Origin of the sequence: Streptomyces ambofaciens ATCC 23877 (assembly GCF_001267885.1) — a bacterium.
GTDB classification, from domain to species: Bacteria; Actinomycetota; Actinomycetes; order Streptomycetales; family Streptomycetaceae; genus Streptomyces; species Streptomyces ambofaciens.
Map to the genome: position 1 here is coordinate 1,136,851 of NZ_CP012382.1, position 25,449 is coordinate 1,162,299.

Annotated in this window: 24 protein-coding genes; 14 read left to right on the plus strand and 10 right to left on the minus strand. The window is 74.1% G+C overall.

Annotation, left to right across the window (positions count from 1 at the left end; all coding sequences use genetic code 11):
• Positions 1–6: 6 nt before the first annotated feature.
• Positions 7–1,293, minus strand: a complete 1,287-nt coding sequence (locus SAM23877_RS05015) for a TerD family protein (protein WP_053142174.1) — start codon at positions 1,291–1,293, stop codon at positions 7–9.
• 294 nt (positions 1,294–1,587) lie between these two features.
• On the opposite strand from SAM23877_RS05015, the gene SAM23877_RS05020 reads away from it, so the two are divergent.
• The 4 genes from SAM23877_RS05020 (at position 1,588) to SAM23877_RS05035 (ending at position 6,245) form a co-directional block, all read left to right on the plus strand.
• On the plus strand, positions 1,588–2,028 hold the full coding sequence (locus SAM23877_RS05020) for a DUF6643 family protein (protein WP_053127276.1): 441 nt from the start codon (positions 1,588–1,590) through the stop codon (positions 2,026–2,028).
• 42 nt (positions 2,029–2,070) lie between these two features.
• Complete coding sequence (locus SAM23877_RS05025; RefSeq protein ID WP_053127278.1) at positions 2,071–2,898, plus strand: MOSC domain-containing protein; 828 nt, start codon at positions 2,071–2,073, stop codon at positions 2,896–2,898.
• A 194-nt stretch (positions 2,899–3,092) separates the two neighbouring features.
• Positions 3,093–3,698 (plus strand): Rv1733c family protein, encoded by a 606-nt coding sequence (locus tag SAM23877_RS05030; RefSeq protein WP_053142176.1) that lies wholly within the window; start codon positions 3,093–3,095, stop codon positions 3,696–3,698.
• 108 nt (positions 3,699–3,806) lie between these two features.
• Positions 3,807–6,245: a right-handed parallel beta-helix repeat-containing protein gene (locus SAM23877_RS05035; protein WP_053127280.1), complete on the plus strand. Its 2,439-nt coding sequence runs from the start codon at positions 3,807–3,809 to the stop codon at positions 6,243–6,245.
• Positions 6,246–6,276: 31 nt separating this feature from the next.
• Here SAM23877_RS05035 and SAM23877_RS05040 read toward each other — a convergent pair whose 3' ends face one another.
• Positions 6,277–8,658, minus strand: a complete 2,382-nt coding sequence (locus tag SAM23877_RS05040) for a hypothetical protein (protein WP_053127282.1) — start codon at positions 8,656–8,658, stop codon at positions 6,277–6,279.
• A gap of 285 nt (positions 8,659–8,943) precedes the next feature.
• Between SAM23877_RS05040 and SAM23877_RS05045 the strand changes: the two genes are divergently transcribed.
• Positions 8,944–9,780 (plus strand): DeoR/GlpR family DNA-binding transcription regulator, encoded by an 837-nt coding sequence (locus SAM23877_RS05045; RefSeq protein WP_053127284.1) that lies wholly within the window; start codon positions 8,944–8,946, stop codon positions 9,778–9,780.
• A 109-nt stretch (positions 9,781–9,889) separates the two neighbouring features.
• A complete protein-coding gene (locus SAM23877_RS05050) occupies positions 9,890–10,363 on the plus strand; it encodes an SRPBCC family protein (RefSeq protein WP_053127286.1) in 474 nt (157 codons plus the stop codon).
• A 27-nt stretch (positions 10,364–10,390) separates the two neighbouring features.
• Here the strand turns inward: SAM23877_RS05050 and cds1 are convergent, their stop codons facing one another.
• The gene (cds1, locus tag SAM23877_RS05055; RefSeq protein ID WP_053127288.1) at positions 10,391–11,515 is read right to left on the minus strand and encodes an L-cysteine desulfhydrase Cds1; all 1,125 of its coding nucleotides are present in this window, start codon (positions 11,513–11,515) and stop codon (positions 10,391–10,393) included.
• Between the two features lie 343 nt (positions 11,516–11,858).
• Between cds1 and SAM23877_RS05060 the strand changes: the two genes are divergently transcribed.
• Both SAM23877_RS05060 and SAM23877_RS05065 read left to right on the plus strand, forming a co-directional pair.
• Positions 11,859–12,182 carry a hypothetical protein gene (locus tag SAM23877_RS05060; RefSeq protein ID WP_053127290.1) on the plus strand — a complete coding sequence of 108 codons (324 nt, stop codon included), beginning with the start codon at positions 11,859–11,861 and terminating at the stop codon, positions 12,180–12,182.
• Positions 12,183–12,366: 184 nt separating this feature from the next.
• Entirely contained in the window at positions 12,367–12,915 is a 549-nt protein-coding gene (locus SAM23877_RS05065) for an ATP-binding protein (protein WP_174532194.1), read from the plus strand.
• A gap of 282 nt (positions 12,916–13,197) precedes the next feature.
• Here the strand turns inward: SAM23877_RS05065 and SAM23877_RS05070 are convergent, their stop codons facing one another.
• Positions 13,198–13,482 carry an SHOCT domain-containing protein gene (locus SAM23877_RS05070; RefSeq protein ID WP_053127292.1) on the minus strand — a complete coding sequence of 95 codons (285 nt, stop codon included), beginning with the start codon at positions 13,480–13,482 and terminating at the stop codon, positions 13,198–13,200.
• 191 nt (positions 13,483–13,673) lie between these two features.
• On the opposite strand from SAM23877_RS05070, the gene SAM23877_RS05075 reads away from it, so the two are divergent.
• On the plus strand, positions 13,674–14,072 hold the full coding sequence (locus SAM23877_RS05075; protein ID WP_053127294.1) for a VOC family protein: 399 nt from the start codon (positions 13,674–13,676) through the stop codon (positions 14,070–14,072).
• A 40-nt stretch (positions 14,073–14,112) separates the two neighbouring features.
• Here SAM23877_RS05075 and SAM23877_RS05080 read toward each other — a convergent pair whose 3' ends face one another.
• Both SAM23877_RS05080 and SAM23877_RS05085 read right to left on the minus strand, forming a co-directional pair.
• Positions 14,113–15,348, minus strand: a complete 1,236-nt coding sequence (locus SAM23877_RS05080) for an ROK family protein (protein WP_053127296.1) — start codon at positions 15,346–15,348, stop codon at positions 14,113–14,115.
• The gene (locus tag SAM23877_RS05085) at positions 15,345–16,016 is read right to left on the minus strand and encodes an alpha-ketoglutarate-dependent dioxygenase AlkB family protein (RefSeq protein WP_053127298.1); all 672 of its coding nucleotides are present in this window, start codon (positions 16,014–16,016) and stop codon (positions 15,345–15,347) included. The genes SAM23877_RS05080 and SAM23877_RS05085 overlap by 4 nt, the downstream gene beginning before the upstream one ends.
• Positions 16,017–16,092: 76 nt before the next feature.
• Here SAM23877_RS05085 and SAM23877_RS05090 point away from each other — a divergent pair, with 76 nt between their 5' ends.
• Entirely contained in the window at positions 16,093–17,244 is a 1,152-nt protein-coding gene (locus tag SAM23877_RS05090; RefSeq protein WP_244902920.1) for a methyltransferase, read from the plus strand.
• Here SAM23877_RS05090 and SAM23877_RS05095 read toward each other — a convergent pair.
• Together SAM23877_RS05095 and SAM23877_RS05100 are read right to left on the minus strand one after the other, a co-directional pair.
• The gene (locus tag SAM23877_RS05095) at positions 17,234–18,094 is read right to left on the minus strand and encodes a class II fructose-bisphosphate aldolase (RefSeq protein WP_053127300.1); all 861 of its coding nucleotides are present in this window, start codon (positions 18,092–18,094) and stop codon (positions 17,234–17,236) included. The genes SAM23877_RS05090 and SAM23877_RS05095 overlap by 11 nt on opposite strands.
• Positions 18,095–18,140: 46 nt before the next feature.
• The gene (locus tag SAM23877_RS05100) at positions 18,141–19,022 is read right to left on the minus strand and encodes an SIS domain-containing protein (protein WP_053127302.1); all 882 of its coding nucleotides are present in this window, start codon (positions 19,020–19,022) and stop codon (positions 18,141–18,143) included.
• Between the two features lie 129 nt (positions 19,023–19,151).
• Between SAM23877_RS05100 and SAM23877_RS05105 the strand changes: the two genes are divergently transcribed.
• Positions 19,152–19,931 (plus strand): DeoR/GlpR family DNA-binding transcription regulator, encoded by a 780-nt coding sequence (locus tag SAM23877_RS05105; protein ID WP_053127303.1) that lies wholly within the window; start codon positions 19,152–19,154, stop codon positions 19,929–19,931.
• A gap of 177 nt (positions 19,932–20,108) precedes the next feature.
• Here the strand turns inward: SAM23877_RS05105 and SAM23877_RS05110 are convergent, their stop codons facing one another.
• A complete protein-coding gene (locus SAM23877_RS05110) occupies positions 20,109–21,086 on the minus strand; it encodes a hypothetical protein (RefSeq protein ID WP_053127304.1) in 978 nt (325 codons plus the stop codon).
• A gap of 187 nt (positions 21,087–21,273) precedes the next feature.
• On the opposite strand from SAM23877_RS05110, the gene SAM23877_RS05115 reads away from it, so the two are divergent.
• The 3 genes from SAM23877_RS05115 (at position 21,274) to SAM23877_RS05125 (ending at position 24,916) form a co-directional block, all read left to right on the plus strand.
• The gene (locus SAM23877_RS05115; protein ID WP_053127306.1) at positions 21,274–21,519 is read left to right on the plus strand and encodes a heavy-metal-associated domain-containing protein; all 246 of its coding nucleotides are present in this window, start codon (positions 21,274–21,276) and stop codon (positions 21,517–21,519) included.
• A gap of 77 nt (positions 21,520–21,596) precedes the next feature.
• Positions 21,597–23,861: a heavy metal translocating P-type ATPase gene (locus SAM23877_RS05120; RefSeq protein ID WP_053127308.1), complete on the plus strand. Its 2,265-nt coding sequence runs from the start codon at positions 21,597–21,599 to the stop codon at positions 23,859–23,861.
• Between the two features lie 341 nt (positions 23,862–24,202).
• Positions 24,203–24,916: a phosphatase PAP2 family protein gene (locus tag SAM23877_RS05125; protein WP_053127310.1), complete on the plus strand. Its 714-nt coding sequence runs from the start codon at positions 24,203–24,205 to the stop codon at positions 24,914–24,916.
• 12 nt (positions 24,917–24,928) lie between these two features.
• Here SAM23877_RS05125 and SAM23877_RS05130 read toward each other — a convergent pair whose 3' ends face one another.
• A complete protein-coding gene (locus SAM23877_RS05130) occupies positions 24,929–25,381 on the minus strand; it encodes a phospholipase (RefSeq protein ID WP_053127312.1) in 453 nt (150 codons plus the stop codon).
• Positions 25,382–25,449: the final 68 nt, after the last annotated feature.

The window sequence follows — 25,449 nt, forward strand, 5'->3', positions numbered from 1 at the left end:
CGCGGCTCACTTCCGGCCGGGGGTCCAGTTCATGCCCCACCCGTAGGCGTGGTCGACCGTGCGTTGCGGGCTCACGCCGCGTTCGGGCACCAGGTAGCGGGCCTCGCGCTGGACGACCAGGTCGCTGCCGGTGCTGGTGATCAGGGCGAGGGCGCAGACGGTCGAGGGGACCGTGCACTCGTCGAGCGAGAAGTCGATCGGGGCGCCGTACTGCGGCTGGAGGGTGACCGTGGCATGCAGGTCCGCGAAGGAGCGGGCCCCCTCGTAGATGGTCACGAAGACGAGGACGCGCCGGAAGTACTGCTTGTGGTCGAGGTTGACCGTGAGGTTCTCGCCGCTCGCCACGGCGCCGGTGCGGTCGTCGCCGTCGAGGTGGATGAACGGCGGCTGGTGCAGGGCGCCGAAGGCGTTGCCGAGGGCCTGCACGACGCCCTTGCTGCCGTCGGTGAGTTCGTACAGGCAGCACAGGTCGAGGTCGAGGTCGTCGTGGAGGGCGACCGGGCGGCCCAGTTTGCGGGCCCAGCCGGAGAACTGCTTGCGCACCTGCCAGTTGAGGTTGACCCGCAGGGCGCCGGAGGTGCCGCCCTGCTTGGTCAGGGAGACGGAGGGTGCCGCCTTGGTGAGTGTGACCTTGGTCAGCCGGACCGGCTCGGCGGGGGGTGCGGCCGGCGGGGACGGCGGGGCGGCGGCCGGCCGCGCCACGGGAGGGGCCGGGGGTGCCGGGGGCGGCGCGGTGACCGCCGGGGCCGGCGGGGCGGCCGGCGGTGCCTGCTGCGGTTCGTCCACCGAGATGCCGTAGTCCGTGGCCAGGCCCTCCAGCCCGCTGTCGTACCCCTGGCCGACGGCCCGGAACTTCCAGGCGCCCTGGCGCCGGTAGAACTCGCCGAGCACGAAGGCGGTCTCCACGGTCGCGCCCGGGTTGTCGAAGCGGGCCGCCACGGTGTTCCGCGTGGCGTCGCGGACCTCGATGTACAGCTCGGGGACCCGCCCGAACGATCCGCCGTCGGAGGAGGCCGCGAGGATGACGGTCTCGATCGCGGGCTCCACGCGCGCGAGGTCGACGAGCAGGCTGTCGGTCACCTTGCCGCCGGCCTCCCGCTTGCCCTCGTGACGGACCGCGCCGGAGGAGTGCGACGGCTGGTTGTAGAAGACGAAGTCCGCGTCGGAGCGGACCTTCCCGCCCACCAGGAGCAGGGCCGAGGCGTCCGCGTCGGGTACTCCGGGGCCGGATCGCCAGCCCAGCTCCACCCGCAGCGCCGTCGTCGGCACCGGGGTGTTCGATCCCTTCGGCATGGACATGTCCGCCCCCATCACGTTCCACCGAGCCGGGCCGTATCCCGGCGGGTCCGCCAGTTTTCCGCGTCAACCCGCTCCCCCGCCACCCACCCCTCGCGAGGAGTGTGCGAAGACGTGGGGACAACCGCCGGTAACCCGCCCGGAACTCGGCCTTTACCCCTGGAACGCGTGGCGTGACGCCCCTTTTCGGCGAGTTCGCTCGCATTGGGGGTACCGGGGCACCGCGGACACGGAAAACAACCCTCTTATCGGTCTCCCCAACCAGCACATCGTGGGCTTAACTTATGTGCCATGACCTCCCCCCGCTCCACTTATGGCGGCGGCTATTACTCCGCCTCCTTCCCGGACACCCCGATCTACGACTCCCTCGTCGCCGAGCGGGGCACCCCGCAGATCGCCCCGATCCGGGTGCCCGCCGCGTACGACGCGCCGGGCAGCCACCTGCCGGCCCTCCCGTCGGCCCTGCCCGCCCTCCCGGCGGCCCCGTCGCAACCCTCCTACGGCTACCCCCAGCAGGCCCCGCAGCCCGCCCCGCTGCAGCAGGCCCCCGCCGCCTACATCCCGCAGCAGGCGACCGCGCCCCGCGGGTACCCCGGCCCCCAGTACCAGCAGCAGCCCCGGCCGGCCGCGCCCGGCCCGGCGGGGTACGAGGCGATGCGTCCCGCGGCACCCCGGCCCGCGCCGGCGCCGTACCAGGACCCGTACAACCAGCAGCAGTACCGGGGCTACTGAGCCGTCCCCGGGGTTGTCGGTGCCACCTGGCACGATGGCGTCATGGGGAACGCGCGACTGCACTCGATCCACGTCCATCCGGTCAAGTCGTCCCGGAGCCTGTCGCTCCGGGAGGCCGCCGTGGAGCCCTGGGGGCTGGCCGGAGACCGCCGCTGGATGCTGATCGACGACGGGGGAAAGGTCGTCACGCAACGCCAGCAGCCGCGCCTCGCCCTGGCCGCCGCCGAGCTTCTGCCCGGCGGCGGCGTCCGGCTGTCCGCACCCGGCCGGGAACCACTGACGGTGCCGGTCCCGCGTGCCACCACCACCGTCGTCACCCAGGTCTTCCGCGACAAGGTCGAGGCGGTTCCCGCCGAGGACGAGTCCGCGCACGCCTGGTACAGCGCCTTCCTCCGCACCGACGTGCGCCTGGTGTACCTGGACGATCCCGCCGCGCGCCGGCCCGTGGACCCGCAGTTCGGTCTCCCGGGGGAGACCGTCACCTTCGCCGACGGGTATCCGCTGCTCCTGACGACGACGGCCTCCCTGGACGCCCTCAACTCCCTGATCGCCGCGGGGGAGCACGCGGACGAGGGTCCGCTGCCCATGGAGCGCTTCCGGCCGAACGTGGTCGTCTCCGGCACCGCCGCCTGGGCCGAGGACGAGTGGTCCCTCGTCACCGTCGGAGAGGTCGCCTTCCGGGTCGCCAAGCCGTGCGGGCGGTGCGTCGTCACCACCACCGACCAGGGCACCGCCGGGCGCGGCAGGGAGCCCCTGCACAGCCTCGGCCGGCACCGCCGCGTCGACGGCAAGCTGGTTTTCGGGCAGAACCTGGTCCCGGTCGGCCGCGGCACGGTCCGGGTCGGCGACCCGGTGCGGATCGTCGAATGACCCGCCGCTTCCCCACGGGCGGATTCCGGTCACGGGCCGAAGCGCGGGAACCCGCTCCACGGCTCCGGGCGTTGGGGTTCGTGAGAGATTCATGAGAAGCGCGGTGGGGGGACCGTCCGAGGAGGACGGCGCCCACCCTGACGGCCCGCGTGTGCGCGGCTCGACCGGAGGCGAGCGGGAAGGGGGAGCTGATCGTGCGGGCGATCGGAGGGCTCTGGCGCTGGCGACACAATCCGCTGTGCCGCGGGACCGACCTGGCCGAGGCCTGGGTGGCCCTGGCCGGACTGCTGTCGGTCCTTCTCGTGGCGCCCCTGGTCGGCGTGGTCGTGGGCGGCGCGGCACAGGACGCCCTGCTGCGTTCGGTGCGTGAACAGCACGCGTCCCGGCACCGGGTGACGGCCACCGTGATACGCACCCTCGAGCGTCCGCCGCTGACCCTCGACCCGGAAGGCGCCGCCGGCGGGGACCTGCGCAGCCGTGTCCTCGCCCGCTGGACCGCGCCGGACGGCTCGCGGCACGAGGGCTCCGTCACGGCCGGCCTGGACGACCCCGGCACCGGCGACCGCTTCGCGCTGTGGACGGACGGGCAGGGCAGAACGGTGGCCCGGCCGCTCGACTCCGCGACCGCGGCGACGCACGCCGCGCTCGCCGGGCTCGGCGCCGCCGTGGGGACCGCGGCCCTGGTCGAGGCCGGTCGGCGGTTCGTCGTCTGGCGCATGGTCCGCCGCCGGTACGCGCGCTGGGACCAGGAGTGGGAACGGGCGGGCCCGGACTGGGGCAGGACCGGCACGGGCAGCTGACGGGCTCCTGCCTCCGGTCAACTCACCACCTGCGCGCACGCTACGGTGGACCGGCCGAACCGAATCGGCGACGACCCGCGTACGACGAGGTGGGGGCACAGCAACGCCATGGCACAGGGCACGGTCCAGGTGACGCACACCGGCACCTCGCGGTGGCGGCGCCGCACAGGTGAGTACGCATCGCTCGCCGCCGCCCTGGAGGCCGCGGCCGACGGGGACGTCCTCACCGTCGCCCCCGGGACCTACCGGGAGAACCTCGTCGTCCAGCGGGCGGTGACCCTGCGCGGGCCCGAGGGCGGACAGGGCTCGGTGCGGATCGCGCCCGTCGACGGTGTCCCGCTGACCGTGCGGGCCGCGGCGGTGATCCAGGACCTGCACGTGGAGGGCCAGGACGCGGCGGCGCCCGCGGTCCTCGTCGAGGACGGTACGCCGGAGCTGCTGGGCCTGAGGGTGGTCGCGCGGTCGGCCTCCGGGATAGAGGTGCGCGGAGGCGCGCGTCCCACGGTGCGCCGCTGCACCGTCGACAACCCGGCCGGCGTCGGCATCGCCGTCCTCGACGGCGGGGGCGGCGTCTTCGAGGAGTGCGAGGTCGTCTCGGCCGGTCAGGCGGGCGTCGCGGTGCGCTCCGGCGCACACCCCCGGCTGGAGCGCTGCCGGATCCATCACGCGGCGGGCTCGGGCCTCACGGCGACGGGCGAGGGTTCCGCGCTGGAGGCCGTGGGCTGCGAGATCTACGAAGTACGGGGCAGCGGCGTTCAGGTCACCGGCCGGGCCACCGCGCACCTGACCGACTGCGACGTGCACCGCACCACCGGCGACGGCGTCACGCTCGACACGGACGCGGTGCTCACCCTCGCCGACTGCCGTATCCACGACATCCCGGAGAACGCGGTCGACCTGCGTTCCCGCTCCGTCCTCACCCTGACCCGCACCACCGTCCGCCAGTTCGGCCGCAACGGCCTGTCGGTGTGGGACCCGGGCACGCGGGTGGACGCCAACCAGTGCGAGATCTTCGACAGCACCGGCGACTATCCGGCGGTCTGGGTGAGCGACGGCGCCACCGCGGTGCTCGACTCCTGCCGGGTGCACGACGTGCCGGACGCGCTGTTCGTCCTGGACCGCGGTTCCCGCGTGGACGTCGTCGACAGCGACCTGTCCCAGGTCCGCAACACCGCCGTGTCGGTGAGCGACGGCGCCATCGCGCAGCTCGACGACTGCCGCATCCGGGACGCGGCGACCGGCGCCTGGTTCCGCGACCACGGCAGCGGCGGCACCCTCAGCAACTGCACCCTGGACGGCAACCGCACCGGCGTGATCGTCACCAAGGGCGCCGACCCGACCATCGAGCGCTGCACGGTCGACTCCCCTTCCGAGGCGGGTGTCTACGTGTCGGCCGGGGGCCGCGGCAGCTTCCTCGGCTGCCGCGTCACCGGCAGCGCCGGCTACGGCTTCCACGTGATCGACGGCTGCCGTACGACGCTGCGCAAGTGCCGCACGGAGCGGTGCACGCGCGGCGGGTACGAGTTCGCGGACGCCGGACCGGACGCGGCGTCCGACTCGGGTCCGCTGGTCGAGGACTGCACCAGCGACGAGAGCGGCGGTCCGGCGGCTCCCCCGGCACCGGAGCCGGCCGTGCAGACCACGGGCCCGTCCACCGGGCTCCTCGGCTCGATCCCGGGGCAGCGCAGCACCGAGCAGGAGTCCCTGATCGCGGACGCCGGGCCGCAGGAGCCGGCGCGCACGTCGAAGGCCGTCCTGGGTGAGCTGGACGCGCTGGTGGGACTGGACAGCGTCAAGCGCGAGGTGCGGGCCCTGACCGACATGATCGAGGTGGGCCGGCGCCGGCAGCAGGCAGGCCTGAAGGCCGCGTCGGTCAAGCGCCACCTGGTCTTCACCGGTTCCCCGGGCACCGGCAAGACCACCGTCGCCCGGCTGTACGGCGAGATCCTCGCCTCCCTCGGCGTCCTGGACAAGGGGCACCTCGTCGAGGTGTCGCGGGTGGACCTGGTCGGCGAGCACATCGGCTCCACGGCGATCCGCACCCAGGAGGCGTTCCAGCGGGCGCACGGAGGCGTGCTGTTCATCGACGAGGCGTACGCGCTCTCCCCCGAGGACGCGGGCCGCGACTTCGGCAAGGAGGCCATCGACACGCTGGTGAAGCTGATGGAGGACCAACGGGACGCGGTCGTCGTGATCGTCGCGGGGTACACGGCGGAGATGGAGCGGTTCCTGTCCGTCAACCCGGGTGTGGCGTCCCGTTTCTCACGGACCATCACCTTCGGCGACTACGGGCCCGAGGAGCTGCTGCGGATCGTGCAGCAGCAGGCCGACGAGCACGAGTACCGGCTGGCTCCGGGTACGGCCGAGGCGCTGACGAAGTACTTCACGGCGATCCCGAAGGGCCCCGCCTTCGGCAACGGCCGCACCGCACGCCAGACCTTCGAGGCGATGGTGGAACGGCACGCGAGCCGGGTCGCCCAGCTGACCGACCCCAGCACGGACGACCTGACGCTGCTCTACGCCGAGGACTTGCCCGAGCTGCCCTAGAGCGCCGGCGGTCACCGCGACGCCGGGCGCCTCAGCAGGATCCGGGCCCGTCGTCCGCCGCCGGGACGGATTCCGGCCGGCCGGTGTGGCGCGGAGCGGGCACCTCCGGGCGCAGCCGGGCCAGCAGGCGCCGTCGTTCCTCGGCGAAGGCCGGATCGGCCTGGTAGTCGGAGTGGCCGAGGATCGGTGCCGGCAGCGGGTGCAGTTCGGTACGGCCGTAGGTGAGCGGGTCCTGGAGGGGGGCGCGGTCCACCGCGGGGCCCGAGTCGCCGGGCAGCCGCATCGGGCCGCCGATCGGGTCGGTGCGCCGGTAGAGGTTGCGCCAGCAGTCGACCTCCTCGTGCAGGGAGCCGAGCGCGGCCGGTCCGAAGTGGGCGGGGAACCAGCGGCCGTACAGCCGCTCCAGCGGGGAACCGTACGTGAGCAGGGCGACCCGTCTGCGGGCGGACGGCTCCAGCTGCCAGGCCGCCGAGGCGGCGAGGACGCTGCCCTGGGAGTGCCCCGAGATGACCAGTCGTCCGCCGGTCGCCCGGGTCCAGGTCGCCATCCGCCAGGTCAGGTCGGGCACCGCGCGCTCGGCGTAGCAGGGCGGAGCGAAGGGGTGGGCGGCGCGCGGCCAGAAGGTGCCGACGTCCCACAGGATGCCGATCGTGCGCCGCGCGGAGGCGTCCTTGTAGGCGCGCCTGCCCCAGGTGACGAAGAGTATGAAGCCGAGGCCGATGAGCCAGGAGCCCAGGGCCTGCGCGGTCTGGGCGGCGCCGTGCACGGCGGCGTGCGTCCCCCGCGCGGCGTCGGCGGGCGCACGGTCGGTCGTCATCGCGCCGACCAGGGCCCCGGCGCCCAGCAGCAGGGTGGCGGCGGAGGTGATGGCGACGAGGAGGGGCGCCCGGTCGGTGAGGCCGGCCGTGGCGCGGGCGAACGCGATGCGCCGGGTGCGTCCCGGGTCTCCGGGCTCGCCGGCGTGGTCGTCCTCCACGGCGGCCCGCTCCGTGCGGACGCGTCGCCAGGTGTGGCGGGCGAGGACGGCGCACATCAGCAGCACGACGACGAGCAGCGGCGGGATGACGGACGCCTGCCAGGTCAGCAGGACGGGCGGACCGTCGAGGGAGGTGCCGGTGCCGTCCAGCCAGTCCGACACGCGCTGGGAGACCCCGCCGGACATCACGCCGCCCAGCGCGCAGGCCAGCATGGCGACGGCGGGGCCGCCGAGGCCGCGGATCGCGGCGCGGGCGTCGGGGAGGCTGCGGTGCAGCAGGTGCGCGACCACGGCGAGCGCGATGACCAGCAGGCCCTGCGCCAGGGCGAGCCCGCCGAAGGTCATGTCGCCCGGCAGCCGCCCCGCCGACGTCCACCCCGGGCGGGCCCAGCCGCCGTACAGCAGGGCGCCGACGAACAGGAGAAGGGCCGCGAGCGGCAGGCGCCGTACGAGGCGCTCGTCGAGTGCCCGGTCGAGGCGCCCCTCGCTGCGGCCCCGGCGGCAGACCACCGCGACCACGGCGACCGCCCCGGCGGCCAGCGCGGCCGTCAGGATCCGGCCCAGCGTGTCGAGCGGCACGGATCCGCCGGCCCGGCGGTCGAACCGGGCCGCCGGTGCGCCGACCGCCGCGGCGACCGTGAGCAGGGCGGCGGCGGTGTGCGCGGCACGCAGCCGGGCCACCAGGCGGCGCCCGTACCAGAACCCGGGCCTGCTCAGGGCGTTGCGGGCGGGGTCCTCCTCGGGACCGTCCGCGCGGTCGATCGGCTGCTGGGACTCGTACGCCCGCCAGGTGCGCAGCGACAGGTACCACAGCAGGCCGGTGAGCGCGGCGGGCACCGCGGCGGCGAGGGCGAGTCTGCGGCCGGGCGCGCTCCACCAGCCGCCGTCCGACATCACCGGCGACAGGAAACCCAGCCAGGAGTGCCGCTCGGCGCAGGCGTGCGTGCCCGCGCACTGCCAGGCGACGAGGTCGAGCGCGACCTCGCAGGCCGCGGCGACCAGCAGCACCGTCAGGGTCAGTCCCGTGAGCCGCACCAGCAGCCCGTACAGGCGGACCGTCCTCGTCCTGCCCTCGGCGGTGGGCCGCATCCAGTGGGCGAGGTTGACCACCATGAAGGGAAGGAGCAGCAGCCACAGGGCGCGGGTGCCGTTCCCGGAGGTGAGGTTGCACCAGACGTAGGCCTCGGGCACCGGCCTGCCCCGGTAGTCCTCCGGCCGGGACTCGGCGTCGGCGTCCTCGCTGCGCCGGAAGACGGCCGCGATGTCGTCGCCCGTGACGCGTACGGTCCGCGGGTCGTCCAGCATGTCCGCCGGGGTCGTGCCGCCCACTCCGTGGACCAGGAGTTCCAGGGCGGTGCCGCTTCTCCCGTCTCCCCCGGCACGCGGCCCGGGAGCGTCCGGCGTACCCGTCCCGTCCCGTTCCTGCGCCTGTTCCACTGTCCGCACTCCCCCGTGACGCGCCGTCGGCTCTGTCCGTGCGGGCACAAGGATCTCCGCTGCGGGGACGCCCCGCACCCCTCGGCACGGAATCTCCCCGAACCGTGTGACAGGTGACACCGGAACGGGACAGAAATGACATGTGCGCGGCAGGCGGGCGGTGGCGCGGCCCGTGGCACGGCGTGCGAGGATGGGACGTCCGCGCACCGGAGCGGGGAGAACTCCTCGTCGGAGCCCGTGCGCCGGGCGTGTCGGACGGTTTGCGGCGAAAGGACCGAGGCGTACGTGAGTGAGAATCCGAACCTCCTCGCGGAGCAGCGGCGCGCCCTGATCCTCGACGAGGTGCGCCGCCGGGGCGGGGTCCGTGTCAACGAGCTGACCCGCAAGCTCGGCGTGTCGGACATGACGGTCCGCCGCGACCTCGACTCACTGGCCCGGCAGGGCGTGCTGGAGAAGGTGCACGGCGGTGCGGTCCCGGTGGTCGAGGCCAGCACGCACGAGCCGGGGTTCGAGGCGAAGTCGGGTCTGGAGCCGACCGCCAAGGAGGACATCGCGCGGGCCGCGGCGGAGCTGGTCGCGCCGGGCGCGGCCATCGCCCTGTCGGGCGGTACGACGACGTACGCGCTGGCGCACCGGCTGGTGGACGTGCCGGATCTGACGGTGGTCACCAACTCCGTGCGGGTGGCCGACGTGTTCCACGTGGCGCAGCGCACCTCGGGGGCGAGGCAGGGTGCGGCCACGGTGGTGCTCACGGGCGGTGTACGCACTCCCTCCGACTCCCTGGTGGGGCCGGTCGCGGACCAGGCGATCGCGACGCTCCACTTCGACGTGCTGTTCCTCGGTGTGCACGGGATATCGGCCGAGGCCGGTCTGTCGACGCCGAACCTGGCGGAGGCCGAGACCAACCGGCGGCTGGTGCAGTCCGCGCGGCGTGTCGTGGTGGTCGCCGACCACACCAAGTGGGGTGTCGTGGGCCTGAGTTCCTTCGCGGGCCTGGACCAGATGGACACGCTGGTGACCGACGCCGGGCTGCCGTCGGACGCCCGCGCGGAGATCTCGGAGCACCTGGGCCTGGTCGTGGCCGGGGAGGACGCGGCCGGCGCACCGGAGACGGCCGGCTGAAGCCGGCCCGGTCCGGACCGGCCCCGCTGACACCGGGCGTGTCCACGGCTATCGTGACGCCACCCGTCCGGTCGCCGCGTCCGCGGCTCTGCTCAAGGGGGTTGCGCCCATGGCTCGCCGTCTGCGTCCGGTGGGTCTCGACTTCGTCGGGACGGCTCCGGTACGCCTGGTCTTCGCCAGGGACGTCTCCGCCGCTCCGGACGCGGTCTTCCGGGCGCTCGCCGAGGACGTGCCGGGCTGGCCCGCCTGGTTCTCGGCGGTGACGCTGGCCCGGCCCATCGGCGACGGCGCGGGGCGCGAGGTCCGGCTCAGGGGCGGGGCGCGCTTCGTGGAGACCGTCCTGGCGGCCCGGCGGCCCGAGGTGTACGCCTACCGCGTCGACGTCACCAACACGCCCGGCGCCCGGGCCATGGCCGAGGAGTGGCGGCTGACGCCGGCCGGGACCGGCACGCGGGTGCGGTGGACGTTCGCCGCGGACGGTACGGCTCCGTTCCGTTTCGTCCTCGACCGCGCGCGACCGGGACTGGGACGGGCTTTCCGGGACGCGGTCACCTCCCTGGACCGGCGGCTCTCCCACCCGTAGCGCGCTGTCCGGGCCCCTGCGGCGGGGTCAGAGCGGCCAGTCGCCGGTGCGCAGCAGGGACTCGATCGCCGCCGTGTACGGCCCGATCTCGAGGCCCTGGCCGGCGAGCCAGGCGTCCGAGTAGTACTTGTCGAGGTACCGGTCCCCCGGGTCGCAGAGCAGCGTCACCACGCTGCCCCGGCGCCCCTCGGCCACCATCTCGGCGACGATCTTCAGCGCGCTCCACAGTCCGGTGCCCGTGGAACCGCCCGCCTTGCGGCCGATGGCCTGTTCCAGGGCCCGGACGGCGGCCACGCTCGCCGCGTCCGGCACCTTCATCATGCGGTCGACGGCGCCGGGCACGAAGCTCGGCTCCATCCGGGGTCGGCCGATGCCCTCGATGCGGGAACCGCAGTCGCAGGTGACGTCCGGATCGCCGGTCGTCCAGCCCTCGAAGAAGCAGGAGTTCTCGGGATCGGCGACGCAGATGCGGGTGTCGTACTGCATGTAGTGCACGTAGCGCGCGAGGGTCGCCGAGGTGCCGCCGGTGCCGGCCGTGGCGACGATCCACGCGGGCTCGGGGAACCGTTCGAGCCGCAGCTGCCGGAAGATCGACTCGGCGATGTTGTTGTTGCCGCGCCAGTCCGTGGCGCGTTCGGCGTAGGTGAACTGGTCCATGTAGTGGCCGCCGGTCTCGGCCGCGAGGCGGGCGGACTCCTCGTACATCCGCCGGGAGTCGTCCACGAAGTGGCACCGCCCGCCGTGGAACTCGATCAGGCGGATCTTCTCGGCGCTGGTCGTGCGCGGCATGACGGCGATGAAGGGCACGCCGATCAGGTTCGCGAAGTACGCCTCGGAGACGGCCGTCGAACCGCTGGACGCCTCGATCACCGGGCGGTCGGGCCGGATCCAGCCGTTGCACAGGCCGTAGAGGAAGAGCGAGCGGGCGAGCCGGTGCTTGAGACTGCCGGTGGGGTGGGTCGACTCGTCCTTCAGGTACAGGTCGATGCCCCACCGCTCGGGCAGCGGGAAGAGAAGCAGGTGGGTGTCGGCCGAGCGGTTGGCATCGGCCTGGACCTTGCGCACGGCTTCCTTCAGCCAGGCACGGTAGGCGGTGTCGCTGCGGTCGACGTCGAGGGTGGCGCCGGTGCGGGTGTGCTGGGGGGTGCTCACGTCGAGGCTCCTTACGCTGCGCGCCGACGGCGCCTCGCGCGGCCGACCCCTCGATCATAGGCACCTTCCGCACGCTTCTCACCTGCATAAACACACCTTTGACGGCCCCAAAGGCACGCCTGGGGCGTCAGGCCCGGCCCGGTGGGGGCGCATTCGCGCGAATGCTCCGGCCGCCTTCGGAAAGGGCTGGTGCGTACTGGTGCTCGGCGCGTGGTGCGGGCAGACTGCCAGCGGGCGGGGCCGGGTTCCGCCGCGGACGCACAAGGGAGCACGACACGAGCCGGCCGGTACCTGGCCCAGCGGGGTACGCGGTCCGGCGATCGAGGGGCGAGGGGGCGACGTCATGGCGGAGCCGGAGTTCAGGGCCACGGGGGTGCGGATCGGCAAGCGGCTGCGCTCACTCACCCGGGCCGGGACGGTCCGGATCAGCGGTGGCAGGGTGGAGTTGCTCACCAGCTACGGCAGTGAGATCGACAGCGCTCCGGTGCAGGCCGTGCGCGCCTCCCGGCCCTGGTTCGCCCCGGAGGACCGGGCCTTCGCCGACCTCGACGGCAAGCGCTACCTGCTGACCCTCGGTGAGCGGGACCCCGCGCCGGGTGAGCCGGGTCCGCCCGCGGCTCACCGTTTCATCGAAGCGGTGCGCAGGGCGGGCGGGCATCGCGGTTGAGATGTCCGTAAGTTGCGGTGCCTCAGCCCTTGCGTCACGCTGGTCTCACGTCACTCTGGGTTTACCGGCGATAACGCTGCGAACCAGCCCGCCGGCCACGACAGCAGGCGGCGGCGTGCCGCGTGCGCCCTGCTGGATCCGAACTCCGTGTTCTTCCGGACCTCTATGTCGGGGAGTCGCAGCCGTGATCAGTCACCCAAGCAGACACTGCACGGTGGAGCTCCAAGCCCTGCCGTCGCGGATCGGCCAGGTCCGCAGAATCGTATCTGCGCAATTGCGCTACTGGCATATGGATTCCCTGATCGACCGGGCCGCGCTCGGCGTGACGGAGTTGTTGACCAACGTCCATCTGCACGCCCAGCCCGACAAGACGTGCACCGTGGAGATAGAGCTGCTGTTGGACCGGCTCACCGTCTCCGTGCGCGACCACGATCCACGCCTGCCCGTGGTGGACGACGCCGCGCCGCTCGCGACGTGCGGGCGCGGGTTGTCCATGGTGGCCTCGCTGAGCGAGAGCTGGGGTGCCCGGCCGGACGGCGAGTCCGGCAAGGTCGTCTGGTTCACGCTCCCGACGGCCACCGGCGCGCCGGTCACCGCGCCACCCGTCTCCGCCCGCCCGCCGCGGCGCCTGGTCGAGGAGGTGCCGGCCGCCGCCTTCGCTGCGGAGGTCGAGCACTCGGTCGACCTCCGCGGGTCCCAACCCGCTCCCGCCCGGTCGGCCGTTGCAGGCTGACCGGGCGGTGACCCCCCGCTGCCGCGGGCCGTGCGGTGGGTTTCCGGCGGATGGCGTGCCGACCGCAAGCGGTCCAGGTCCGGCGCCGTGCGCTGAGCGGCTGTGCGGCTGAGCGGCTGAGCGGCTGTGCGGCTGAGCGGCTGTGCGGCTGTGCGGCTGTGCGCTGAGCATCTGTGCGCCGCGTGCGGTGCCGGGTGCCAGGTGCCGGGTGCCGGCAAGGGGTCGGGCGGCGCGCCGACGGCCCGGGCGGTCGCGTCGACGTGGACGGCCGGGGTCGCCGGGTCAGGCGGCGCCGCCCTTCCCCGCCCGACCGAACTGCTCGTCCAGCACGGACAGGCGGCGCCAGTACTCGTCCTCGTCGATCTCGCCGGAGGCGAAGCGGTGACCGAGTACGGTGACGGGCGAGTTGTCCTCGACGGTGGACGGCCGCCCGGGCCCGCGGCGCCCGCGCCACACGGTGCGTCGCAGCAGGGCGACGCCGCCGACGACGACCAGCGCCCAGATCACCGGGAAGAGCAGGATCCACGGGCCGGGCCCGCCGTCGGCGAAGTGTGCCAGGGTCTGCATGTCGTCCAACTCCTCGGTGGCGATGTCCTACGTGTCGCTTCCGAGCGTCCCTCCGCCGGGGGTCCCGGTCGTCGTACGGCCGGCGTCAGTGCGCGTACCTCGCGGGGAGTACTCCACCCCCGGTTCTCCTGCTTCCCGCGCCTCGCCGGCCCTGAGCGGGTCCTGCGGGGCAACGCCGTAGGCTCGGGCGCATGTTGAGACTCGGTATCCCTGTCATCGGTGTCACGGACGTGCCCCGCGCCGTGGAGTTCTGGACCGCTGCGCTGGACCTGGTCGTCTCGGAGGAGTGGACGAGCGAGACCTGGCGGACGCTCGATCACGCCGACGGCTCGGGACGCGCTCTCGGTCTGATGCGCAGCGCCTCGCCGGCCGAGCCGCGTCCCCGCCTCCATCTGGACCTTTTCACGGACACGGAGGAGGAACAGCGGGCGGAGGTGCGGCGGCTGATCGGTCTCGGTGCCCGGACCGTCGACTGGGACCTGTACCCGCCCGACCCCGACTTCGTCGTCCTCGCCGATCCGGACGACAACATCTTCTGCGTCGTCGACCTGAGCCGCGCCCCCAGCGGCGGCAGCCGGCCGACGCCCTGACCGGACGGTCCGTCCCGCTCCCGGTCCCGGACGCCACCCGCTAGGCCGACGCGCCCAGCGGGTCGTCCAGGACCGGCTGCCAGGCCAGTTCGGCCGCGCCGACCAGGCTGTTGTGGTCCAGGCCGCAGGGCAGGATGGGCACTCCGCCGCTCTGCCCCCACAGGCTGCGGTCGGCGACGACGGCCCGCAGGCGCTCGGCGTCGGCGTCGAGCAGTGAGCGGTGGAGCCCGCCGAGGATGATGCGGTCCGGGTTGAGGATGTTCACCAGACCGGCGAGGCCCAGACCGAGGCGGTCGATGAGGGTCTCGGTGGCGGTGCGGACGGCCGGGTCGGTGTAGTGGTCGCGGATCAGGTCGTTGGACTGCTGGAGGAGGGACACCTCGGGTCCCGGCTCCCGGCCGGCCGCGGTCAGGAAGGCCAGGGGGTCGGTCTCCACGTCCAGACAGCCCCGGCTGCCGCAGTGGCAGGGGCCGCCCTCGGGGTTGACGGTGAGGTGTCCGACCTCCAGGGCGAGACCGGAACTGCCGCTGTGCAGACGGCCGTCGAGGACGAGCGCACCGCCGACGCCCCGGTGGCCGGTGGCCACGCACAGCAGGTCGCGCGCGCCGCGACCGGCACCGTGCCGGTGCTCGGCGAGTGCCGCGAGATTGACGTCGTTCGCGGCGAACGCCGGTCCCTCGATGCCGGCGGCGCGCACCTGCTCGGCGAAGATCCGCCGCACGGGTGCGCCGGCCGGCCAGGCCAGGTGGAGCGGGTTCAGGGCCAGGCCCTCCGGCTCCGCGACGGCGGACGGTACGGCGAGTCCGGCACCGACGCAGCGCCGTCCGGTCTCCCGGAGGAGTTCCGCACCCGTCTCGACGACGGAACCGAGCACCTTCGCCGGATCGGCGTCGACGACCTCGCAGCCGGGCGCGGTGGCGACGATACGGCCCCCGAGGCCGACCAGGGCGGCGCGGAACCCGTCGGAGTGGACCTGGGCGGCGAGGGCGACGGGGCCGTCCTCGGCGACCGTGAGACGGTGCGAGGGGCGGCCCTGCGAACCGGCCGCCGCGCCGGGCCTGGCGTCGACCCGGATCAGGCCCAGTGCCTCCAGTTCGGCGGCGACCGCGCCGGCGGTGGCGCGGGTGACGCCGAGTTCCGCGGTGAGGACGGCCCGGGTGGGGGCGCGTCCGGTGTGCACGAGCTCCAGCGCGGGACCGAGCGCGCCGCGCCCCCGGTCCAACCGCGTCCTGGAGGTGGTCCCTTCCCCCGCCCGGGGGTCCGCCTTGCCGGTCATGGGGGCGAGTCTAGGCTTTGGAAGCCGCTGACCCGCAGCGTGAGGTTCAGACGCCCGGTGAGTCCCAACGCGGGCGGTGCGGTGCCCGCGTGCACCCGCGGCACCCCGTGGTACGCCTGCCGGGACGGCCCGCCGAAGACGAACAGGTCGCCGCTGCGCAGTTCGACGTCGGTGTAGGGGCGGGTCCGGGTCTCGGGGTTGCCGAAGCGGAACACGCAGGTGTCGCCGAGGCTCAGGGAGACCACCGGCGCGTCGGACCTCTCGTCGGCGTCGCGGTGCATGCCCATGCGGGCGTCGGCGTCGTAGAAGTTGATCAGCGCGATGTCGTAGGGCGCCTCCGCCACCGCGTCGGCGCCCAGTGCGTCCGTCACCGCCCGGCGGCCCAGCTCGCCCAGCCGGTCGGGGAAGGGCTTCACGGGCGCGCCGTCGCCGTCGACGACGGTGCGCGCGTAGGCGTACGGGTACCAGTGCCAGCCGAGGCACACCTGCCGGGCGGTCATGGTGCCGCCGCCGGGAGTGCGGACCGTGCGCAGTCCGGCCGGTGGGCGGGCCCACTCGCGGCAGGCGCGCAGCAGGTCGCGCTGCCGCCCGGGGTCCAGCCAGTCGGGCAGGTGGACGGCGCCGGGCGCGATCTCGGTACGGGCCCTGGGGAACAGCTCGGCGTCCATGCCTCCCATCCTGCCCGGCCCGGCCCCGCTCCGCCCGACCCGGCCTGAGCTGCGGCTCGGCTAGCCTGGACGCACGATGAACGACCGCAGCGACCGTATGACGACACCGTGGGGCGAGTTCGCGCTCGCTCGTTTCCCCGAGGACCCGCGTGACCGGCTCCGCGCCTGGGACGCCTCCGACGCGTACCTGCTCCGGCACCTCGCGGAGCGGGAGGTCCCGCTGTCCGGCACCGTCGTGGTGGTCGGCGACCGCTGGGGCGCGCTGGTGACGGCGCTGGCGGCACACCGGCCGGTGCAGGTCACCGACTCCCACCTCACGCGGGAGGCCACCCGCGCCAACCTGGAGCGGGCCGGCGTCGAGCCGGGTGCCGTGCGCCTGCTGACCACGCAGGACCCGCCGCCGGACCGCGTCGACGTGCTGCTGGTGCGGGTGCCGAAGAGTCTGGCGCTGCTGGAGGACCAGTTGCTGCGGCTGGCGCCCGCCCTGCACGAGGGCACGGTCGTCGTCGGCACCGGGATGGTCAAGGAGATCCACACCTCGACGCTCAGGCTCTTCGAGCGGATCGTCGGGCCGACCCGGACCTCGCTGGCCGAGAAGAAGGCCCGGCTCGTCTTCTGCACGCCCGACCTCTCGCTGAAGCGGCCCGCCAACCCCTGGCCGCTCACCCACCGGCTCCCCGACGACGTCGGTCCGCTCTCCGGCCTGGAGGTCGTCAACCACGCGGGTGTCTTCTGCGCCGACCGCCTCGACATCGGCACCCGCTTCTTCCTCGGGCACCTGCCGGACGCCGGCGCCCGGCACGTGGTGGACCTGGGCTGTGGCAACGGTGTGGTGGGTACGGCGGTGGCGCTGGCCGACCCCGGGGCCGAGGTGCTGTTCACCGACGAGTCCTTCCAGGCCGTGGCCTCGGCGCGGGCGACGTACCGGGCGAGCGGGGCCGCGGGGAAGGCCGAGTTCCGGGTCGGCGACGGGCTGGAGGGGGTGCCGGACGGCAGTGTCGACCTGGTGCTCAACAACCCGCCCTTCCACTCCCACCAGGCGACGACCGACGCCACCGCCCGGCGGATGTTCGCCGGGGCGCGGCGGGCGCTGCGCCCCGGCGGTGAGCTGTGGGTGGTCGGCAACCGTCACCTGGGCTACCACGTCACGTTGCGGCGGCTGTTCGGCAACAGCCACCTGGTGGCGAGCGACCCGAAGTTCGTGGTGCTGAAGGCCGTCAGGAAGTAGCCGGGGCGACCACCCGGATGATCGAGGCCACCGTCCGCACCATGGCCTCCCGGCCCGCCGTGAGATAGCCGCGCGAGTCGGCCGCGTCGGGGCGGGCGGCCAGGTACTCCCTGATCGCGCCGGTCATGGCGAGGTTGAGGGCGGTGCCGACGTTGACCTTGGCGATGCCGCCCTCGACCGCCGCCGTGAGCTCGTCGTCCGGGACCCCGGAGGAGCCGTGCAGGACGAGCGGCACCTCCAGCGTGCCGGAGAGTTCCTTGAGCAGGTCGTGGTCGAGGGCGGCGGTGCGGGTCGTCATGGCGTGGGAGCTGCCGATGGCGACGGCCAGGGCGTCCACGGAGGAGTCGGCGACGAAGGCCCGCGCGTCGGCGGGCCGGGTGCGGGCCCCCGGCGCGTGGGCGTCGAGCGGCGGTGCACCGTTCTTGCCGCCGACCTCCCCCAACTCGGCCTCGATCCACAGTCCCTGGGCGTGTGCCCAGTCGGCGGCGGCGCGGGTCGCCGCGAGGTTCTCGGCGTACGGCAGCCCGGAGGCGTCGTACATCACGGAACTGAACCCGGCGTCCGGGGCCTGGCGCAGCAGCCCGTCGCTCTGGACGTGGTCGAGGTGCAGGGCGACGGGCACGGCGGCGCCCTCGGCGGCGGCGACGGCCGCGCGGGCCAGCGGCAGCAGGCGGCCGTAGCGGTACTTCACGGCGTTCTCGCTGACCTGGAGCACGACGGGGCTGTGCACGGACTCGGCGCCGGCCACGACTGCCTCGATGTGCTCCAGGGTGATGACGTTGAAGGCGGTGACGGCGGAGCGCGCGGTGGCGGCGCGGCCGACCAGGTCGCCGGTGGTGGCGAGGGGCACGGTCTCTCCCTTCCCGGGCGTCGGGGCGCGGGTGTCGGGGCGGGCGTCAGGGGGCGAGGATCACCGAGCGGGTGAGGTGCCGGGGCCGGTCCGGGTCGAGACCCCGGGCGGCGGCGACGGCCACGGCGAGCCGCTGGGCGCGGACCAGTTCGGCGAGCGGGTCGAGGTCGCCGGGCACCCACAGCGCGCCGGTGTCCCGGACCTGGCCGGCCAGCCCCTCCGGCGCCTCGCCGAGCATCCAGGTCGCCGTGCCGGCGGTACTGATGCTGATGGGGCCGTGTCGGTACTCCATCGCCGGGTATGCCTCGGTCCAGGACAGAGAGGCCTCCCGCATCTTCAGGCCGGCCTCGTTGGCCAGTCCGACGGTCCAGCCCCGGCCGAGGAAGGTGAACTGGGTGCACTCGACGAGCCCTTCGGGCAGCTCGGCAGCGAGGGCGGTGCGGGCGTCGGTGACGACCGCGTCGGTGTGCAGCCCCAGGTGGGCCCGGAGCAGGGTGAGGGCGGTGGTCGCGAACCGGGTCTGCACGACCGAGCGTTCGTCCGCGAAGTCGAGGACCACCACGTCGTCGGCGGCTGTCATGACGGGGGTGTCCGGGTCCGCGGTGAGCGCGACGGTGCGGGTGCGGCCCCGGAGCGCGGAGAGCAGCTCCAGCACTTCGGTGGTGGTGCCGGAGCGGGTCAGGGCCACGACACGGTCGTACGCGCGGCCCCGCGGGAACTCGGAGGCGGCGAAGGCGTCCGTCTCGCCCGCCCCCGCGGCCTCGCGCAGCGCGGCGACCGACTGCGCCATGAAGTACGAGGTGCCGCAGCCGACGACCGCCACCCGCTCCCCCGCCGCGGGGAGCACCGCCGTGTGCCGTGCCGCCTGTTCGGCGGCGCGTGTCCAGCACTCGGGCTGGCTGTTGAGCTCGTCCTCGACAAACGTCATGCCGCACACTCCCCATCGGGCAGGCTGATTGTTCCTGCAAGATATAGCGGTTTTTCAAGCACAATCAAGCATTCTGGGGGAAGAGTGCGGTGCGCTAGGGTCGCGGGAGATCGAGGAACGGAGGCGCGGATGTCGCGCGACGCCCGCTGGAAGGCGCTGCTGGAGCTGCTCGTCGAGCGCGGCCGGCTGGACGTCGAGGAGGCGGCGACCGAGCTGGAGGTCTCGGCCGCGACCATCCGCCGCGACTTCGACCGGCTGGCCGAGCAGCAGATGCTGGTGCGCACGCGCGGGGGCGCGGTCGTGCACGGGGTGTCGTACGAACTGCCGCTGCGCTACAAGACCGCCCGCCGGGTCTCGGAGAAGCAGCGCGTCGCGCAGGCGGTCGCCGCCCTGGTGGCACCCGGCGAAGCGGTCGGGCTCACCGGGGGCACGACCACCACCGAGGTGGCGCGCGCCCTGGCCGTGCGCGCCGACCTGGCCTCCGGTACGCCCGCGTTGACCGTGGTCACCAACGCGCTCAACATCGCCAACGAGCTCGCCGTCCGGCCCCAGTTCAAGATCGTGGTGACCGGCGGGGTGGCCCGGGCGCAGTCGTACGAGCTGATCGGGCCGCTGGCGGACGGGGTGCTGGGGCAGATCACCGTCGACGTGGCGATCCTCGGCGTCGTCGCCTTCGACGTGGCCCACGGCGCCGCGGCCCACGACGAGGCGGAGGCGGCGATCAACCGGCTGCTGTGCGAGCGCGCCGAGCGCGTGGTCGTGGCCGCCGACTCCAGCAAGCTGGGCCGGCGGGCCTTCGCCAGGATCTGCGCGGCCGAGTCGGTGGACACGCTGGTCACGGACGATGCGGCCGACCGGGACCTGGTGCGGGACTTCGAGGAGGCGGGGGTCCGGGTCGTCCTGGCCTAGGGGCGTGTGCCCCTGGTCCCTCACGGCCGCGCGGCGCGTACCCCCGGTCCGTCACGGCCGCGGCGTGCACCCCTGGTCCGTCACCGCCGCGCGGTCGTGACGGGCCGTCACCCTCCGGGCGGCTCCAGGGAGCGCCGGGCCGTCCCGGGGGCCGGACGGTGCCGACGTCCGCCGGCGTCAGTGCCCGTGCTCCTCGGAGTGCTCCGTCGGAGCGGACGGGGCGGGATCCTGCGCGCCCGGTGCCGTGCCGGCCCGCACGGTGAAGGCCGCGGTGTGGACCCTGCCCTGGTGCTGGAAGTCCAGGAAGAGGCGGTAGGTGCCGGGACTGGGCGCGGTGGCCGTGAAGGAGATCTCCGGGCCGGGCTTCGTGGTGCCGTCGCCGGGCTCGCCGTTCGGGTGGACGTGGAGGTACGCGAGGTCGCCGGAACGCAGGGCGACCAGGTGGCCGTAGGCACCGAGGTAGGGCTGCAGGTCGGTGACGGGCTCACCGTCGCGGGACACCTTCAGCTTCAGCTCGCTCGCCCTGCCGGGGCGCAGTGATCCGTCGAGCCGGACCTGGTAGTCGCCGGTCCGGACCGTGCGGTTCGGGGCCGGCACGCGCGCGGGGTCGTACCGGCCGGAGGCGGCGAGGTCGGCGCCGAGGGTGAGGCCTTCGGCACCCTTCCCCGCCGGGGTGAAGTCGGCGAAGACACGGTAGCCGCCCGCCCGGGGCAGGTCGACGGGGGTGCTCCAGGTGCCGTCGGCGGCGCGGGTGGGGTGCAGGTGGCGGTAGGTGACCAGGTCGCGCGAGGCGAGGATGAGGTGCAGCTCCTTGTCGTGCTCGCGCTGGTAGGCGGTGACCGCCTTGCCGCTGCCGTCCCGGACGGTGAAGCGCAGCTCGGTGCGCTGACCGGCGGTGACGCGCGCAGTCGCGAGGTCGAGGGTGTAGCCGTTCTCCGAGATCTGCAGTCCGCCGGGCGGGGTGCTCTCGTGCCCGTCGTGGCCGCCGCCCTCCTCCCGTCCGGGCTGTTCCGCCGAGGGCCGGCCGTGCGTCTCGTGGGGTGCGGACGCGTTGTCGGCGACGAGCGGGTCCACCCCCTTGCCGACGCCGTAGGCGGTGCCGAAGGTGGCGGCCAGCGCGGCGGCGAACGCGGTGATCCTCAGTCCGGTGTGCATGGCGGTCGTCTCCCTCTGATGCCGGGCCTGGCGCTCGCACGAGGCCTCTTCATGCACTTCACCATACCCCTGGGGGGTAATGAGTCAAGCGACTCGGAAGACTTGCCCTAGGTACCCCCTAGGGGTATACATGAAGGCGGCCGGGGATACCCCCCGGCCGTACCCGCACCGCCTCACGGAGGAAGTCATGACCTCGACCGTCACCACCCCGGTCACCCCGCCCGTCAGCGCCACCTACGCCGTCGCCGGTATGAGCTGCGGTCACTGCGAGGCCACGCTCACCCGGGTGATCGGCGCGCTGGACGGCGTCACCGGTGTCGACGTCCGGCTCGCCACCGGCCACGTCACCGTCACCGGCACGGCCGAGCCGGACGACGCCGCGATCGCCGAGGTCGTCGACGCCGCCGGCTACGAACTGACCGGCCGCGTCTGACCGGCCCGCCCTCCCCCGCCGCACCGCCGGGAACCGCCCACCGGGTCCCGGCCGACGCCCCCGCATCAGGAGCAGCCATGACCACCAGTACGACCAGCGCACCGGCCGAGGTGGAACTCGCCATCGGCGGCATGACCTGCGCCTCGTGCGCGGCCCGGATCGAGAAGAAGCTCAACCGGATGGACGGGGTCACCGCCACCGTCAACTACGCGACCGAGAAGGCCAAGGTCAGCTACGGCGGTGACGTGTCCGTACGGGAGTTGATCGCGACGGTCGAGGCGACCGGCTACACGGCCCGGGAGCCCGAACCGGCGTCCACCGGGCCCGGGTCCGGCGGCGCGGAGCAGCCGGCTGCCGCCGACCCCCTGCGGCCGCTCAGGGACCGGCTGGTCACGGCCGTGCTGCTGGCCGTGCCGGTGATCGCCATGGCGATGGTGCCGGCGCTGCAGTTCGAGTACTGGCAGTGGCTGTCGCTGACCTTGGCGGCGCCCGTGGTGACGTATGCCGCGTGGCCCTTCCACAAGGCCGCCGTCACCAACGCCCGACACGGGGCGGCGACCATGGACACCCTGATCTCGGTCGGTACGGCGGCGGCGTTCCTGTGGTCGTTGTGGGCCCTGTTCCTCGGCACCGCCGGCACTCCCGGCATGACCCATCCCTTCGAGCTGACCATCGCCCGCACCGACGGCGCCGGGAACATCTACCTGGAGGCCGCCGCCGGAGTGACCGCCTTCCTCCTGGCCGGCCGCTACTTCGAGGCCCGTTCCAAGCGCAAGGCCGGTGCCGCACTGAAGGCGCTGCTGGAGCTGGGCGCGAAGGACGTCACCGTGCTGCGAGGTGACCGGGAGGAGCAGATCCCGGTCGGTGAGCTGAAGGCAGGTGAACGCTTCGTGGTCCGGCCCGGCGAGAAGATCGCCGCCGACGGCACCGTCGTCGAGGGCACCTCGGCCGTCGACGCGTCGATGCTCACCGGGGAGTCCGTCCCGGTCGAGGTGGGCGCCGGGGACGCGGTCACCGGGGCGACCGTGAACGCGGGTGGCCGTCTGGTGGTCGAGGCGACCCGCGTCGGCGCGGACACCCGGCTGGCGCGGATGGCGAAACTGGTCGAGGACGCGCAGAACGGCAAGGCGCGGGCGCAGCGGCTCGCCGACCGCGTCTCCGGGTTCTTCGTCCCCGTCGTGATCACCCTGGCGCTGGCCACGCTCGGCTTCTGGCTCGGCAACGGCTCCGGGCCGACCGCGGCGTTCACGGCCGCCGTCGCCGTCCTGATCATCGCCTGCCCCTGCGCCCTGGGCCTCGCCACGCCGACCGCGCTGATGGCCGGGACCGGACGCGGTGCCCAGCTCGGCATCCTCATCAAGGGTCCCGAAGTGCTGGAGTCCACCCGCCGGATCGACACCGTCGTCCTCGACAAGACCGGCACCGTCACCACCGGCCGCATGACCCTGCTCGCCGTGCACACCGCGGGCGGCGCGCGCGAGGACGAAGTACTGCGACTGGCCGGCGCGCTGGAGCACGCCTCCGAGCACCCGATCGCCCGGGCCGTCGCCGACGGAGCACGGGAGCGGGTGGGTACGCTGCCCGCCCCCGAGGACTTCGCCAACGTGCCGGGGCTCGGCGTGCAGGGCGTCGTCGACGGCCACGCCGTCCTCGTGGGGCGCGAACGGCTGCTCGCAAAGTGGGCCATGGAGCTTCCGGCGGCCCTGGCCCGGGCCAGGGCCGAGGCCGAGAGCGCCGGCCGGACCGCGATCGCGGTCGCCTGGGACGGCGAGGCACGAGCGGTGCTGGAGGTCGCCGACGCGGTGAAGGAGACCAGTCCCGAGGCGATCGCCGGGCTGCGTGCCCTCGGTCTGACCCCGGTGCTGCTGACCGGTGACAACCGCGCCGTGGCCCTCTCCGTCGCCCGCGAGGTCGGCATCGACGCCGAGCACGTGATCGCCGAGGTCATGCCGCAGGACAAGGTCGACGTCGTCGAGCGACTTCAGGGCGAGGGCCGTTCGGTGGCGATGGTCGGCGACGGGGTCAACGACGCCGCCGCGCTCGCCCGGGCCGACCTGGGGCTGGCCATGGGCACCGGCACCGACGCCGCCATCGAGGCCGGTGACCTCACCCTCGTCCGGGGCGACCTGCGGGCCGCCGTCGACGCCATCCGGCTGGCCCGCAGGACCCTCGGCACCATCAAATCCAACCTGTTCTGGGCCTTCGCCTACAACATCGCCGCCCTGCCGCTCGCCGCGGCCGGACTGCTCAACCCGATGATCGCCGGAGCCGCGATGGCGTTCTCCTCGGTCTTCGTCGTGGGCAACAGCCTGCGTCTGCGGAGCTTCAAGGCCGCGCACTGACCGCCCCTCCCCCGGCCACCCGAGCGGGCCGGGCGGTCGGAGCCACCCGGCCACCGGCCGGCCCTCACCGGGTCGGCCGGTGGCGCACTCCGGTCGGGGCGGCTCACGCCGGTCGACAGCGGCGCACGGGCCCCTCGGCACGCACCGTGGGGCGCGGGCGGCCGACGATGTCCGCCCGCGTCGAGGGCCGGTACGACGGCCCTCCCGGCGCGTGGCGACCGTCCCCCGGACGGCCCCCGTCGACGCGCCGTGCGCCCCCGGACGGGCCAGGCTGGTGCGCCGACGGGCCCACGGCCCGCTCGGGCGTGACGCAGGCCCCTCGACCCGCGGAGCAGGAGCCCATGAGCGACCCGACCGACTCCGACACCGACGATGACGCCGGCACGAGCGGCTCGCTCGCGCCGGCCCCCGGACCGCGTCGTTCCCTTCGGCGGACCCTCGCCGCCGTGCTCGGCGAGCTGCGGGCCGTGGACGGCGCGCTGTACGCGGCGGTGGCCGCCACGTCGACGCCCGCGCTCGACCGTTGGCTGCGCCGGCTGTCCCACGCCGCGGACCATTCCAAGGTGTCGCTCGGGATCGCGGGCGCGCTCGCCCTGGGCGGGGCGCGGCAGCGCCGGGCTGCCCTCGTCGGGGTGGGGGCCGTCACCGTGGCGTCGGCCTGCGCGAACCTGCTGGGCAAGCGACTGGTGCGCAGGGCACGACCGGACCGGGAGGCGGCGCGGGTGACGGTGGACCGGTATGTGCCCATGCCCGCGTCGGCGTCGTTCCCGTCGGGGCACACGGCGTCGGCGGTCGCGTTCGCCACGGCGGTCGGCGTGGTCCTGCCCGAGGCCGCCGTCCCCCTCGGAGTGCTGGCGGGTGCCGTCGGCTACTCCCGGGTCCACACCGGTGTGCACTATCCCGGAGATGTGGCCGCGGGCGCCGTCGTGGGCATCGCCGGTGCGGCCGCCGCGCTCGCGGTGGCGGCGGCCGCCGGGGTGCCGGACCCGCGGCCCCTCCGCCCGGCGGCGCCGACCCGGTCCTCTCCCGGAGCCCGGTCCTCCCTCGGGAACTGACGTGACGGTTCGTCAGCCAAAGGCCCTCACGGCCTGGTAGTACGTCCATGCCGTGCTGTTGCAGGCGGTCTTGGTGGCACCGCCGTATCCGGCGCAGACGCGCTTGAGATCCTCGTAGAAGGCGCTGTCGAGTCGGGACTTGTTGGCGCTGAAGGTGCCCGCGGCCTTGTAGTTGCGGTATCCGAAGTCGTGCCGCGCGCAGGAGGTGCTGAAGGGGAAGCCGAACGGGTTGTCCGGAGAGGACGAGCAGTAGTCGGTGGTCCAGTCGAACCCGTAGGCGGCCCAGGCGGACTGGTTCGCCCGCGCGGTGGTCCAGGTGTTGTAGCTCGACGCGCTGGTCTGCGTCCAGCTCGCGAGGACCTGCGGTTTGTCGGCGGGAGCGGCTTCGGCGGTCGCGGCGGTGGCGAAGACGGTGGTCACGGCCATGGCCGAGGCGGCGAGTCCGGTGGCGAGTCTGCGGTGCATCCCACACCTCCATGAGGCTGCGACCCGCCCCTCGGGTCGCAGGTTCATGTCAAGATGATGCGCACTTC